General features: G+C 63.2%; 10 protein-coding genes and 1 other RNA gene. 1 reads left to right on the top strand and 10 read right to left on the bottom strand.

Translation table 11 applies throughout. The features are described from left to right. Positions 1-18 precede the first annotated feature (18 nt). The 5 genes from E8F06_RS05670 to ssrA form a co-directional block, all read right to left on the bottom strand. A protein-coding gene (locus E8F06_RS05670; protein WP_280363247.1) for an IS3 family transposase occupies positions 19-1,169 on the bottom strand; the annotation gives its coding sequence in 2 pieces (ribosomal slippage) (positions 19-926 and positions 926-1,169; 1,152 coding nt in all). A 121-nt stretch (positions 1,170-1,290) separates the two neighbouring features. After that, a complete protein-coding gene (locus E8F06_RS05665; RefSeq protein WP_280365043.1) occupies positions 1,291-1,512 on the bottom strand; it encodes a transcriptional regulator in 222 nt (73 codons plus the stop codon). Positions 1,513-1,569: 57 nt separating this feature from the next. Continuing rightward, positions 1,570-2,124, bottom strand: coding sequence for a hypothetical protein (locus tag E8F06_RS05660; RefSeq protein ID WP_280365041.1), 555 nt, complete (start codon positions 2,122-2,124; stop codon positions 1,570-1,572). Next, positions 2,121-3,347 carry a tyrosine-type recombinase/integrase gene (locus tag E8F06_RS05655; RefSeq protein WP_280365038.1) on the bottom strand — a complete coding sequence of 409 codons (1,227 nt, stop codon included), beginning with the start codon at positions 3,345-3,347 and terminating at the stop codon, positions 2,121-2,123. Before E8F06_RS05655 ends, E8F06_RS05660 begins: the two co-directional genes overlap by 4 nt. Positions 3,348-3,511: 164 nt before the next feature. Next, positions 3,512-3,886: a transfer-messenger RNA gene (gene ssrA, locus E8F06_RS05650) on the bottom strand. A gap of 141 nt (positions 3,887-4,027) precedes the next feature. On the opposite strand from ssrA, the gene E8F06_RS05645 reads away from it, so the two are divergent. Beyond that, positions 4,028-6,946, top strand: coding sequence for an ATP-binding protein (locus E8F06_RS05645; protein ID WP_280365036.1), 2,919 nt, complete (start codon positions 4,028-4,030; stop codon positions 6,944-6,946). 38 nt (positions 6,947-6,984) lie between these two features. Here E8F06_RS05645 and E8F06_RS05640 read toward each other — a convergent pair whose 3' ends face one another. From E8F06_RS05640 to E8F06_RS05620, 5 genes are all read right to left on the bottom strand, one after another. Then, on the bottom strand, positions 6,985-7,230 hold the full coding sequence (locus E8F06_RS05640; RefSeq protein WP_151137053.1) for a hypothetical protein: 246 nt from the start codon (positions 7,228-7,230) through the stop codon (positions 6,985-6,987). Between the two features lie 201 nt (positions 7,231-7,431). Then, positions 7,432-7,710, bottom strand: a complete 279-nt coding sequence (locus E8F06_RS05635; protein ID WP_280365034.1) for a hypothetical protein — start codon at positions 7,708-7,710, stop codon at positions 7,432-7,434. A 210-nt stretch (positions 7,711-7,920) separates the two neighbouring features. After that, positions 7,921-10,734, bottom strand: a complete 2,814-nt coding sequence (locus E8F06_RS05630) for an FAD-binding and (Fe-S)-binding domain-containing protein (protein WP_280365033.1) — start codon at positions 10,732-10,734, stop codon at positions 7,921-7,923. A gap of 57 nt (positions 10,735-10,791) precedes the next feature. Then, positions 10,792-11,937 (bottom strand): FMN-dependent L-lactate dehydrogenase LldD, encoded by a 1,146-nt coding sequence (gene lldD, locus E8F06_RS05625; protein ID WP_280365031.1) that lies wholly within the window; start codon positions 11,935-11,937, stop codon positions 10,792-10,794. 75 nt (positions 11,938-12,012) lie between these two features. Beyond that, positions 12,013-13,698 (bottom strand): lactate permease LctP family transporter, encoded by a 1,686-nt coding sequence (locus E8F06_RS05620; RefSeq protein ID WP_280365028.1) that lies wholly within the window; start codon positions 13,696-13,698, stop codon positions 12,013-12,015. Positions 13,699-13,722 lie beyond the last annotated feature (24 nt).

The raw sequence follows: 13,722 nt of genomic DNA, 5'->3' as shown, positions 1-13,722 counted from the left end.
TGAATCGCCCCGGCTTTCCTAGACACTCTCCAAGCTCTGGAAATAGCGCTTTTCAAACTCCACTGGCGATAGCTGCATAGCGCTGCTGTGCCGGCGTTTGGGGTTATAAAACATCTCGATGTAATCGAACACATCACTCCGAGCTTCTTCGCGGGTGCCGTAGGTCTTCCGTCGGATGCGTTCCCGTTTCAGCAACTGAAAAAAGCTTTCCGCTACCGCGTTGTCGTGGCAGTTGCCGCGTCGGCTCATGCTGCTGATCAGGTTGTTGGCCTTGAGGAAACTCTGCCAATCCGAGCTGCTGAACTGGCTGCCCTGGTCGGAGTGGATCATCACTTCCTGCTTGGGCTTGCGCCGCCAGACCGCCATCAACAGGGCATCGATGGCCAGGTCGCTGCACATCCGTGGCTTCATCGACCAGCCGATCACCTGGCGTGAAAACAGATCCAGCACCACCGCCAAATACAACCAACCCTCATAGGTGCGGATGTAGGTGATGTCGGTGACCCAGACCTTGTTCGGTTCACTGACGTTGAACTGCCGCTCCAGGCGATTGGGCGAAGCTACCGTTGGCCGGCCGCCGTAATAGCCGGGGCGCCGACGATAGCCGGTCTGCGAGCGCAGCCCTTCTCCCCGCATCAGGCGAGCCACGCGGTGCCGGCCACAGGACTCTCCCAGCTCACGCAGGTCGTCGTGAATCTTGCGATAGCCGTAGACCCCACCGCTTTCCAGCCAGGCATGTTTGATCAACCCGAGCAGGCGCTGATCTTCCTTGGCGCGTACGGATTTCGGCTCGGCCAGCCAGGCGTAGTAACCGCTGGGATGCACTTTCAGGGTCTGGCAGAGACGCCGTACCGGGTACTCCACCGACAGCTTGCTGATGAAGGCGTACTTCAGCCGGACTCCTTGGCAAAGTACGCGGCGGCCTTTTTTAGGATGTCTCGCTCTTCGGTCACTCGCTTGAGTTCGGCGCGTAGACGACGCAGTTCGGCCTGCTGATCATCTTCTTGCTGCCGCTGCGCCTGGGGCTTGCCGTAGCGCTTGATCCAGGCATACAGGCTGTGCACCGACATGCCTAACCGCGCTGCCACCTCGGCTACGGGGAGGCCGCGCTCGGTCACTTGCTTGACCGCTTCGATTTTGAATTCTTCGGGGTAACGCTGGTTGCTCATGGCACCTCCTAACGGGCCTCATTATGAGGCTTGGAGGTGTCTACGAAACTAGGGGCGATTCAATCGGCGGTATGAGAGTCGTCTCGGCTGGCCTGTTGGCAGGCGTTGTTGTTGGCGATCATCAGGCGGCGTCCCTTTCGGCAATCTTGGTGCGCAGCCATGCCTCTACCTCGGCCACGACGTAGAACGCAGCAGCCTGGCGCGTCTCGCCATCCTTGATAGGTTTCGGGAACGTCGGATCTTTCTTGCGTAGCTTGTCCAGGCCGGAGCGGGACAGGTCGAGCCAGCTGCAGAGTGCGGTCTGGCGGATGAGGGCTTTGTTTAAGGGGGTGTCTGGGTGCATTTAAGCGCCTCCATATTGGTGACGCTCGGAAAGTTATGCCTGAAAACGGCGGCTCAATTACAGCCCCGCCGTTTTTCTTTTACGTCTCCAGTCTCGGTAAGTTTTTTTAGGTATCCCCAGACGTTTTTCGATGATGCTGGATAGATCTCGTTCTGACTTGCCCGATGCCAGTAACTCGGCTTCTAGTCTCTCCACCCTGATCCATTTTTCGGTTCTTGAGGGGGCTTCAGCGGCCGCCTTGGCTTGCCTTGCTTTCGCTATATGCACTTGCTTCCTCTGACGTCCGGCCTCTCGCAGTAGATCCTCTGTCCGGAAGAAGTCTTCGGCTTTTGTTGTCTGCGCAAAGTGATAAAGCGTCCAGAAATCGAGAGCTAAGGGGCTCCAATGAGCAACCTTTTTAACGGCGCTGAGGCTGCGAGTAGCGTAGTAAATTGCCAGCGAAGATAGGTCTACGATTTCGTGCTGGCCCCGCTGTGTGTGGCCCTCCGACTCTAAGCAAGACACCCAGTCGTCTTTGGTCGAATTGTCCAACTCCAGTTCTTCGAGGGCTGATTTGGGGGCAGTAGTTAGCAGCAGTTCGATAATGGTTTTAGGGGGAAGGCCGCGAGTCATGCGTGCTTAAACTCCACTACATTGCTGCCAGCCAATCGATCCAAGTAGTCGGCATACCACTGCATCATTTCCCGGCGTTGAGGCAGATACACCGCCTTGTTGTACACGCCGGCGACCCCTTCCTTGACGTGGGATAGCTGGGCCTCGATGTGGTTTTCGTCAAAGCCATTTTCGTTGAGCGTGGTGGACGCGATGTGCCGGAACCCGTGGCCGGTTTGCCGGCCTTCATAGCCCAGACGACGCAGCGCCATCAGGAACACGGTATTGCTACGGGGCTTGGTTGTGTCGCTTCGGCCAGGGAAGAGCAGGGGATACGTGCCGGTGAGTATGTGCAGGTCGCGCAGCAGCTCGACGGCTTGTTGAGGCAGTGGCACGAGATGTTCGCGGCGGCGTTTCATGCGCTCGGCCGGAATGGTCCACAAGGCTCCATCTAGATCGAACTCGGACCAACTGGATTCCCGAAGTTCCGATGGGCGGCATGCCAGCAAGGAAAGCAGTTGCAGGCCTATGCGGATGTCGGCGGCGCTGGGATAGGACCGGATGGCACGGAGAAGCGCCGGCAATTCCGCCTGGGATACATGGGCGAAGTTCTCCACCGGCCGGGTCTGCAGGAACTTGTGCAGGCCCTCTAGCGGATTATGTGTGGCTCGGCCGGTCACGCGCGCCAGGTCATAGATCTCCCGGCACATGCCGCGCACGCGGCTGGTCTGCTCGACGATGCCCTTTTGCTCCATGGCGCGCAGGAACTCCATCCACTCGATAGGCAGAATTTCGGCGAAGGGGCGTTTCCCGAACGTCGGAAACACATGTAGTTCCAGGGCGCCGATGGTTCGAACTGCCGTACCCTCGGTCCACGTTTTGCGCTTGTTGGCGTACCACTCGCGAGCCAGCTTTTCGAAAGTGTTGGCCGCCGCTTCGGCATCGGCCGCCTTTCGGGCGTTCCTCATCGCCAGTGGGTTGCGGCCCTGGGATACATCGCCCCTGAGTTCGGCCGCCTTCTGACGGGCCAGGGAGCCGCCCACCTCAGGGTAACTGCCGAGGCCGATCCATGACCACTTACCGTCGGGCTTCTTGTAGCGCAGCTGCCAGGATTTGCGGCCGTCCGGTTTGACGCGCAGATAGAGACTGCTGCCGTCGTGCTCCCGGTACTCCGTGCCTTCCGGCTCCAGGGTGGCTAGCACCGTGTCGGCCAGTGGGCGGCGCTTGATTTCGCTGCGCTTCATCCTTGTACCCCTCAGTTTCAATTTATGATTCGGGTACAGGGGAGGATACACGGCAGGTTGTGCTGTGTGTATCTATTGGGGGATGTGTAGAAACAAGAAAGCCCGCACAGGGCGGGCTTTCAGGGGTGTTTCCGATCATGTGTGAACATGTGGAAACTTGCGTTTGGTGGAGCCGGGGGGATTTGAACCCCCGTCCGCCAGCTCTCCGCTTTCGGGACTACATGCTTAGCCAAGTCTACTGAGTTAGCTCTTTGCGGCCCGACTGGCAGGGTGCTCAGAGCGAGCTGTATAAGTTTTAGCCGTTACGTCTACAGCGAACTTGGCGGCGATCCTGTTCTATCTGACAGTCATTTCGGGTTTACAGGCATCCCCTTATGACTGCTGGCAGCCGAAGCCGCCAGAAGGGTTAGGCCGCGAGGGCCGCCCCGTAGTTGTCGTCGTTGGCAACTAATAGTTTGCAGCAGCTAATTTACGAGGTCTGCTACCAGCTCGGCATGCCCCTAGAGTTTTGTTACCGGCGTCGAATCCTAATCGGCCCCAATACTGCAAGGGTGTACAACGGGGGCGATTCTACGGCATAAGGCGGTGCAGCGTCGACCTTGCTTTTGACCTAATGTCATGGGTGCTTGCTATATGATTGCAGGCTATTGTCAGGAAGACCTTTGAGCCGAGACGTCGCCATGCCGCGTTCTGCCCGAACCCCCTTGCGCCAGTGGATCTGGCGCGCCTTCGTACAGAGTGCCCTGATCCCGCTGATTCTGGTCGAATCGGTGTTGATCACGGCTTATCTGTTGACCAACAGCGCGATTCGCGATGCCCAGGTGGACTACCTGCAGCAGAGTGCGCTGGAGGACCTGAGCAGCGCGGTGCTGCGTGAGGGCAAGGTGATCGACATGCGCCTGCAGGGCATCGAGGTGCCCACGCGGCTTTTCCGCGATGCGGTGGGCCGGTCGCTGCACGATCGCAACTTCACTCCGGATGACCTGGAGCGGCAGCGCCATGTGCTGAGTTCCGACGGCGTCTTCTACACCCGCTCCGACGACGGCCGGGCCGCTTCCTTCTACGCCAGCAGCACGCCGGTGGAGAAGCAGGACCACGACAAGGCGCTGCGCCTGTCCCAGGTGGACCCGCTGATGCGTTCGATCCGCGAGTCCAACCCGCTGGTGGCGGCGGTCTACTTCAACAGTTGGGACAGCTACAACCGCATCTATCCCTTCTTCATGACGCCCGAGCAGTATCCCCATGACATGGTGATACCCAACTACAACTTCTATTACCTCGCCGACGCCAAGCACAACCCGCAGCGCAAGACGGTCTGGACCGATGTTTACCTCGACCCGGCAGGCCTTGGCTGGATGATGTCGGCGATCACCCCGGTCTACCGGGGCGATTTCCTCGAAGGGGTGGTGGGGCTGGATATCACCGTGGGGCAGATGCTCGGCGAAATCGGCAGCCTGAAGGTGCCGTGGCAGGGTTACGCGATGCTGGTGAGCCGCGATCACAGCATCATGGCGCTGCCGGAAGCGGGCGAGCGTGATTTCGGCCTGCGCGAGCTGACCCGTTTCTCCTATGACGAGGCGGTGCGCCGCGAGGTGCTCAAGCCCGAAGACTTCAACCTGGCCCGCCACCGCGAGATGCAGCCGCTGCTGGAGGCCATGGCTGCCGGCAAGGGCAATGTCCAGGAAGTGGAGCTGGGCGGGCGCAAGCAGCTGGTGGCCTGGGCCGAGATTCCACAGACCGGCTGGCGGCTGATGATGGTGGTGGATGAGGCCAACATCTTCAAGGAAACCAACCGCCTCGCCGAGCGCTACCAGCAGATCGGCTATCTGCTGATCGCCGGGCTCGGCTTCTTCTATGCGCTGTTCTTCGCCTGGATGTGGTCGCGTTCGCGGCGCCTGAGTGGCGAGCTGGCCACGCCCATGGCAGCGATCATGGGAATGATGAAACGCATCGGCCAGGGCGACTTCCGCCCGCCGGCGCCGAGCAGTCGCATTGCTGAACTGCAGGCGCTGGCTGAAGCCGTGCAGCTCAGCGGCGCGCAATTGCAGGCCAGCGAGGAGGAGCGGCTGGAGGCCAGGCGCAACCTCGACCTGGTACTGGAAAGCACCACGGAAAGTCTCTGGGAAGTGGATGCCATTTCCCTGTCGATGAAGATGAGCGGGCGCTTCGTCAAACGCTTCGGGCTGCGTAGCGACAACATCACCTTCACCGAATTCAACGAACGCGTGCACCCCGATGATGTGGAGCGGGTGCGTCGCCTACGGATGCTGTTTTCGGTCAGCGACCAGGACAACTTCGACGCCGAGTACCGTTTTGCCGATGTGGAGGGGCGTTATTCCTGGCTGCTCAGCCGCGGCAAGGTGCTGGAGCGCGACTCCGATGGCCGCGCGCTGCGGGTGGCCGGTACCCATGTGGACATCACCCGCCTCAAGCAGGTGGAGGAAGAGCTGCGCGTTGCCAGCCGCGAGGCCCAGGCGGCGAGCCAGGCCAAGAGCCGCTTCCTGTCCAGCATGAGTCACGAGCTGCGCACCCCGCTCAACGCGATCAACGGTTTCGCCCAGCTCATCGCCCTGGAGGCGGAAGGCCAGGACGACCGCAAGGTGGAAGGCGACTACGCACAGGAGATCGTCAACGCCAGCCGTCACCTCACCTCGCTGGTGGACGACATCCTCGACCTGTCGAGCATCGAGAACCGCCGCCAGAAGCTGCAGCTCAAGCCTGTGGATATCGGCCCGCTGCTGGCCAGTTGCGGCGAGCTGATCCAGCCCGAACTCCAGGCGCGCCGCCTGCAATTGCAATTGATGGCGCCGCCTGTGCCATCGCTGCATGTGATGGCCGATGCCCGCCGCCTGCGCCAGGTGGTGCTGAACCTGCTCTCCAACGCGGTGAAGTACAACAGCCCGCAAGGCATGGTGAGCATGGGCTACGAGGTTCGCCCGGCGGCCGTGCGCCTCTGGGTGGCCGACAGTGGACCGGGTCTCAGCCAGGAGCAGCAGGCCATGTTGTTCCAGCCTTTCCAGCGCCTTGGCCGGGAGAATTCCACCATTCCGGGCACCGGCATCGGCCTGGTGCTGTGCCGCGAACTGGCGGAGTTGATGGGCGGTGAAATGGGCTTCAGCAGCGCGCCGGATATCGGCAGCCGTTTCTGGATCGACCTGCCCAGCGTCGCCGCGCAGGATGAGTTCGAGCCCCCGGCGCCGGCCAGGCCCGAGGAGGAAGAGCGGCAGGTGCAGCCGAAGGTGCTCTGCGTGGAAGACCATCCGGCCTGCCTCAAGGTGCTGCAGGAAGGTCTGAGGGACATGGCAGAGGTGCGTGGCGCAGGATCGGTGGGCAAGGCGCTGGCGCTGCTGGCGGATATCACCCCGTCCCTGCTACTGCTGGACCTGGACCTGCCCGACGGCGATGGCCTGGATGTGCTCGACTTCGTGCGCTCCAGCCCGCGCCTGGCGATGACGCCTGTGCTGGTGGTGAGCGCGGCGGTGGATGAAAAACTCCTGGCCGAAGCGCGCCGCCGTGGCGCCGACGCTTGCCTGAGCAAACCGGTAGACCTGAAGCAGGTGCGCCGGATGGCGCTTTCGTTGCTGGGCCAGGAGGCCTGAGGAACAGGATCCAGCTCGCGCGGGATCCTGGGTCTTTCCTATTCGCTGGCCTGCAAGAGGTTCAGCGCTTCAGCCAGCACTTTCTCTGACTCGGCATGATCGCCGGATTTATGCAGCTCTTCGCCTTCGGCACGGAGCTTTTTCACCTGTTCGAGCACGGCGGGGTCGGCAGGGGGATCGGTCTTCAGTATCTGGTCGATCTTCGCCATGTCCGCTGGGCAGTGTGACGCAAGAACGGGGGCACTGAGCAGGGCGGCGGCAAGCAGTACGGCGATACGGCGCATGTCGGACCTCCTTTTCGGGTTAACCGCTGAGCAGTATAGGAAAGCTCCGGGCGGGTGCCGGGAGGTCGCGCGAGGCGACCGGTCGCCATGCGCAACGATGCCGGGATCAGCCGCGGATCTGTCGAATAATCGCGGTGCGCACGGCGCACCCTACCGCTCGGCGTTGCGGGGTTGCTCGCATCCAAACGAGTTCACCCTACATCAGCCGGACTCGTCGGCACCGCCTTCGTTGCCGGGTTGTTGCAGGCGTTGCAGCGCCAGGGTGGTGGCATTGATGCAGGCTTCGGTGTCACCCAATTGCTGGGCCCGTTCGGCCTTCATGCGCAGCTCCAGGACTTGCTGGCGCAGCGGCTCGTCAATGGCGGTATTGGTTGCCATGGCGTCGTCGAGTTTCTGCAGGTTGACGCTGCACAGATCACCCGCGGCGAACGCGGGCGAGGCGAGCAGGGCAGCGGTCATCAACAGGACAGTGCGTTTCATGGGAAGTCTCCTCTCGGTTTCTTCGGCGCTGAGGCCTGTGTGTTCGAGACGGATAAGCCCTGGGTGTACCCCGGGGCTTATGGGGTGGACTGCCCTGTTTCCGCTGGGGTTCAGGTTTTTTGCGTCAGTGGCGGGGGGCATTTGTAGGAGCGAGCTTGCTCGCGAAAGATCGAGCTCGGGCTTCGCGAGCAAGCTCGCTCCTACAGGTTTCTACAGCCCAGGGCGGGGGCGGGTGACGCGATCCACCAGGTAGACCAGCCCGTGGTAGTCGATACCGCCGTGCTGGGAAAGGCCGATCTCGCAGGTGCGGCTGGTGGAAACGCCTTCGTCGCAGATCTGCACCGCATCCTTCAGCGAGCGCAGGGAGTGGGCGTTCAGTTCCGGGGTGGTGAAGCCTTTGTCTCCGGCGAAACCACAGCAGTGGATGCCTTCCGGCACCACCACTTCACGGGTGCAGCGCTTGACGATGTCGATCAGCCCCTGCGCTTCGCCCAGGTGCTGGGTGCTGCAGGTGACGTGGATGGCTACTGGTTTGTCCTGCGGGGTGAACTCCAGCCGATCCAGCAGGTGGCTGCGGATGAAACGCACCGGGTCGAACAGTTGCAGGCGCGAATCCAGGCCGTCCTGCACCAGCCGCAGCGTGCATGGGCTGGTGTCGCAGTAGACGGGGTCGAGGCCGCCACGGCTGGCGGCGAGCAGGGCGTCGACCAGTTCGCGGCGCTTGGTTTCCGCTTGCTCCGGGTAGCCCTTGGAAGCAAAGGGCTGACCGCAACAGAGGCTGTCGAGGTTTTCCGGGAACACCACCTGATAGCCGGCCTTTTCCAGCAGCATGCGGGTCTTGTCGATCAGCGGCACCTGCTCATGATCGCCGGCGGACGGCCCCATGGCGCGGGACACGCAGGCGGCCAGGTAGACCACGCGCGGCCGGTTGTCGGCAGTCGGTGGGGTGAAGTGGATGGGCGTCGCGGCCTGGGGCAGGGCGGGTGACCACTGCGGCAGACGATTGCCAGACAGCTGGCGCAGGGCCCTGGAGGTCTTCGCCAGCAACGGCGTGCCCAGTACCCGGCGTGCGCCATCGGCGATGCGCAGGGTCAGGCGTGTGCCCTTCAGGGCAAGGGCGAAGTGCCCGGCCAGCCAATCGGCGCTGCCGGCGTGGTGGGCGTCATTCGCGCGCAGCTTGCGTACCAGGTCGCCGGTGTTGATGCCCACCGGGCAGCGCTGGGCGCAGAGACCGGTGGCGGCGCAGGTGTCGATGCCCTGGTACTGGTAGGCCTGCTCGAGTTCGGTGGTGTCGATACCCGCGCGCCGTTTGGCCTGGATATCGCGCCAGATGACGATGCGTTGGCGGGGACTGAGGGTCAGCCCCTTGGAAGGACACACCGGTTCGCAGAAGCCGCACTCGATGCACTTGTCGACGATTTCGTCGGCGGCCGGCAGCGGCTTGAGGTTCTTCAGGTGGATGTCGCGGTCCTCGCTGAGGATCACGTCCGGGTTGAGCACGCCGCGCGGGTCGAGCAGGCGCTTGATCGTCCACATCAGCTGGTAGGCGTCGCTGCCCCATTCCAGTTCGACAAAGGGGGCCATGTTGCGCCCGGTGCCGTGCTCGGCCTTGAGCGAGCCGCCGAACTCCACCGCCACCAGTTGTGCCACGTCCTGCATGAAGGCTTCGTAGCGTGCCACCTGCTCGGGCTGTTCAAAGCTCTGGGTGAAGACGAAGTGCAGGTTGCCCTCCAGGGCGTGGCCGAAAATGATCGCCTCGTCGTAGCGGTGCTTGTCGAACAGCGCGAGCAGGCGATTGACCCCCTCGGCCAACTGCTCGATGGGGAAGGTGACGTCTTCGATGATCACCGTGGTGCCGGTCTGGCGCACGGCGCCGACGGCGGGGAAGGTGTCCTTGCGGATTTTCCACAGCAGGTTGTAGACGGCCGGGTCTTCGCTGAAGTCGACCTTCTGCTCCAGCGGGAAGTGGGTGATGGACGCCGTGATCTGCGCCAGTTGTTCGTGTAGCAGACTCTGGCTGGCCGCACGGGATTCGATCAGTAGGGCGCAGGCATTGGCCGAGAGGCCCTTCACCCACTCGGGCATGCCGGGCTTGGTTTCCACTGAGCGGAGGCTGCGGCGGTCCAGCAGCTCCACCGCCGACACCGGCTGGCTCTTCAGCAGGGTGACGGCCTTGCAGCAGCTTTCAACGTCGGGGAAGACGATCAGTGCGCTGGCCTTGTGCGGGTGGTCGGGCACGGTGTCGTAGGTCACCGCGCTGATGAAACCGAGGGTACCTTCGGAACCCACCAGCAGGTGGCTAAGGATGTCCAGCGGGTCGTCGAAGTCCACCAGGGCGTTCAGCGACAGGCCGGTGGTGTTCTTCAGGCGGTACTTGTGGTGGATATTTGCGGCGAGTTCGGTGTTGGCGCGGGTCTGCCGGCCGAGTTCCGCCAGCTCGGCCAGCAGCGGGCCATGGCTTTGGCGGAAGGCGACGATGCTGGCCGCGTCCTCGGTGTCCAGCAGGGTGCCGTCGGCCAACACCAGGCGCAGCCCGGCAAGGGTGTGGTAGCTGTTCTGCGCGGTGCCGCAGCACATGCCGCTGGCGTTGTTGGCGACGATGCCGCCGATCTTGCAGGCGTTGATGGACGCCGGGTCGGGGCCGATCTTGCGGCCGAAGGGGGCGAGCCAGGCGTTGGCCTGGGCACCGATGACGCCGGGCTGCAGGCGAATCTGTTCGCCGCCCCGGCGGATGTCGCGGCCGTTCCAGTTATCACCCAGGACGAGCAGTACGGAGTCGCTGATGGCCTGGCCGGAGAGGCTGGTGCCGGCCGCACGGAAGGTCACCGGGACCAGTTCGGCGTGGGCGGCTTTCAGCAGGGCAACGACTTCGGCTTCGCTCTCGACGCGGATCACCAGCTTGGGAATCAGCCGGTAGAAGCTGGCGTCGGTGCCGAAGGCCAGGGTGGACAGCGGATCGTCGAAGCGCCGCTCGCGGGGGATGAGGCGCTCGACGGTGTTGAGGAAAGGAATCGGCAGGCTCATGCGGTGTCCCGTCTGTTGTCGCGGGCCGCGGACGGCCCGCCGAAGTTGGGTGGCCGGTCAGCGGCCGAGTTCGCGTACCAGCGAGTCAGCGTTGATCTCGCTGATGGATTTGGCGCCGGTCAGCACCATGGCCACGCGCATTTCCTTTTCGATCAGGTCCAGCAAGTTGCTCACGCCCGCACCGCCTGCTGCGGCCAGAGCGTAGACGAAGGCGCGGCCGAGCATCACGGTGTCGGCGCCCATGGCGAGCATGCGCACCACGTCCAGGCCGGTGCGGATGCCGGAGTCGGCGAGGATCTTCAGCTCGCCTTTCACCGCATCGGCAATGGCCGGCAGAGCGCGGGCGCTGGAGAGCACACCGTCGAGCTGACGGCCGCCGTGGTTGGAGACGACGATGCCGTCAGCGCCGAACTTCACTGCGTCCTTGGCATCTTCCGGATCGAGGATGCCCTTGATCACCATCGGACCTTCCCAGTAGTCGCGGATCCATTCGAGGTCCTTCCAGGAAATCGACGGGTCGAAGTTGGCGCCGAGCCAGCCAATGTAGTCCGCCAGGCCCGTGGGGTTGCCGCGGTAGGTGGAGATGTTGCCCAGGTCGTGGGGTTTGCCCAGCAGGCCCACATCCCAGGCCCAGGACGGGTGGGTCATGGCTTGCAGCATGCGACGCAGCGGTGCGTTGGGGCCGCTCATGCCGGAGTGCGCGTCACGGTAGCGGGCACCGGGCACCGGCATGTCGACGGTGAAGACCAGCGTCGTCACGCCAGCAGCCTTGGCCCGCTCCAGGGCGTTCTTCATGAAGCCCCGGTCCTTCAGCACATAGAGCTGGAACCACATGGGGCGGTTGATGGCCGGCGCCACTTCTTCGATCGGGCAGACCGAAACGGTGGACAGGGTGAAGGGGATGCCCTTGGCCGCTGCCGCCTTGGCCGCCTGCACTTCGCCGCGGCGGGCGTACATGCCGGTCAGGCCCACCGGGGCCAGCGCCACCGGCATGGACAGGGTCTCGCCGAACAGCTTGGTTTCCAGGCTCAGCTCGGACATGTTCCGCAGCACGCGCTGGCGCAGGGCGATGCTGGCCAGGTCTTCGACGTTGCGGCGCAGGGTGTACTCGGCGTAGGCGCCGCCGTCGATGTAGTGGAACAGGAAGGGCGGGAGCTTGCGCTGGGCGGCGGCACGGTAGTCGGTGGAGGCGGAGATGATCATGAATTCGATCCGATTCAGGGCTTCAGGGCAGTGAAAAGGAACCGGGCTGCATCTGCACGCAGCCCGGAAGTGCCATTAATGAACGAGCAAGCCGGTGAACACGTAGGCCTGGGCCAGGGTGATCAGGCCGACCATGGCGGCGAACATCAGGCTGTGCTTCAGGGTGAAGCGGAACAGGTCGGATTCCTTGCCGACCATGCCGGTGGCGGCGCAGGCCACGGCGATGGATTGCGGCGAGATCATCTTGCCGGTCACGCCACCGCTGGTGTTGGCCGCAACCAGCAGGGTGTCGTTGACGCCGATCTGGTGTGCGGTGGTGGCCTGCAGGGAGCCGAACAGGGCATTGGACGAGGTGTCCGACCCGGTCAGGAACACGCCCAGCCAGCCGAGGAACGGCGAGAAGAACGGGAAGGCCGCACCGGTACCGGCCAGAACCAGCGCCAGGGTGGTGGACATGCCGGAGAAGTTGGTGACGAAGGCGAAGGCCAGCACCATGCCGATGGAGAGAATCGGCCACTTCAGCTCGACGAACGTCTCCTTCAAAGTGGTAATACCACTTTTTACATGGATATTCAGGACGATCATGGAGATCAGCGCGGAGAAGAAGATCGCGGTACCGGTGGCGGACACCGGGTCGAGCTTGTAGACGGCCGGAATGGCGGTTGCGGTGGCCACGATGGGTGCGCCTTTCATCACCAACTGGTCCAGGTGCGGAATGGCGAACAGGAAGACGAACTGCTCCAGTGCGCCGCCCGGGGCGAACATGGCCTTGAAGGGTTTCAGGGTCCAGATGGTCACCAGCACGGTCAGGATCAGGAAGGGCGACCAGGCCTTGAGGATCTCGCCGAAACTGTAGGGCGACGGAGTGGTACTGCGCGGGCCGCCGAAACCGCCCATCACTGCTGCACCACCGGATACGCCGACCACTTCGCGGTCTTCGGCGCGCTTGGGATGCCATACCTTGAGGAACAGGGTCAGGGATACCAGGCTCACCAGGGCAGAGGTGATGTCGGGCAGTTCCGGGCCGATGAAGTTGGAGGTGAAGTACTGGGTGACGGCGAAGCTGGCGCCAGCCACCAGGGCTGCCGGCCAGGTTTCCTTGATGCCGCGCCAGCCATCCATCATGGCGACCAGCCAGAACGGCACGATGATCGACAGCAGTGGCAGTTGGCGGCCGGTCATGGCGCCGATCTTGAAAGCGTCGATGCCGGTGACTTGTCCCGCAACGATGATCGGGATGCCCAGTGCGCCGAAGGCTACCGGTGCGGTGTTGGCGATCAGGCACAGGCCGGCTGCGTACAGCGGGTTGAAGCCGAGGCCCACCAGCAGGGCGGCGGTGATGGCCACTGGGGCGCCGAAGCCGGCGGCACCTTCGAGGAAGGCGCCGAAGGAGAAACCGATCAGCAGGACCTGCAGGCGCTGGTCGTCGGTGATGGACAGCACCGAGCTGCGGATCACTTCGAACTGGCCGCTCTTGACCGTGAGTTTGTAGAGGAACACCGCCGCGACGATGATCCAGGCGATGGGCCAGAGTCCGTACGCGAAGCCGTACCCGGCCGCGGCGAATGCCATGTCCACCGGCATCTGGAAGGCGAAGATCGCCACCGCCAGGGACAGCGCCAGGGTGATGGTGCCGGCGATGTAGCCCTTCATGCGAAATACCGCGAGGGCCAGGAAGAAGAAGATGATCGGAATCAGTGCGACGAGCGCCGACAGCCCGAGGCTGCCAAGGGGGGTATAGATCTGCTGCCAGGTTTGCATCGTGGGGTGGCTCCCTAATTGTTT

Origin of the sequence: Pseudomonas sp. BN411 (assembly GCF_029871235.1) — a bacterium.
Lineage (GTDB): Bacteria > Pseudomonadota > Gammaproteobacteria > Pseudomonadales > Pseudomonadaceae > Metapseudomonas.
Note: the sequence above shows the minus strand (reverse complement) of the source record. Positions and strands in the feature narration are given on the sequence as shown.

Coding starts and splice junctions, on each gene's coding strand:
- E8F06_RS05665 (WP_280365043.1), bottom strand. CDS start 1,512: ATGCACCCAGACACCCCCTTAAACAAAGCCCTCATCCGCCAGACCGCA.
- E8F06_RS05660 (WP_280365041.1), bottom strand. CDS start 2,124: ATGACTCGCGGCCTTCCCCCTAAAACCATTATCGAACTGCTGCTAACT.
- E8F06_RS05655 (WP_280365038.1), bottom strand. CDS start 3,347: ATGAAGCGCAGCGAAATCAAGCGCCGCCCACTGGCCGACACGGTGCTA.
- E8F06_RS05645 (WP_280365036.1), top strand. CDS start 4,028: ATGCCGCGTTCTGCCCGAACCCCCTTGCGCCAGTGGATCTGGCGCGCC.
- E8F06_RS05640 (WP_151137053.1), bottom strand. CDS start 7,230: ATGCGCCGTATCGCCGTACTGCTTGCCGCCGCCCTGCTCAGTGCCCCC.
- E8F06_RS05635 (WP_280365034.1), bottom strand. CDS start 7,710: ATGAAACGCACTGTCCTGTTGATGACCGCTGCCCTGCTCGCCTCGCCC.
- E8F06_RS05630 (WP_280365033.1), bottom strand. CDS start 10,734: ATGAGCCTGCCGATTCCTTTCCTCAACACCGTCGAGCGCCTCATCCCC.
- lldD (WP_280365031.1), bottom strand. CDS start 11,937: ATGATCATCTCCGCCTCCACCGACTACCGTGCCGCCGCCCAGCGCAAG.
- E8F06_RS05620 (WP_280365028.1), bottom strand. CDS start 13,698: ATGCAAACCTGGCAGCAGATCTATACCCCCCTTGGCAGCCTCGGGCTG.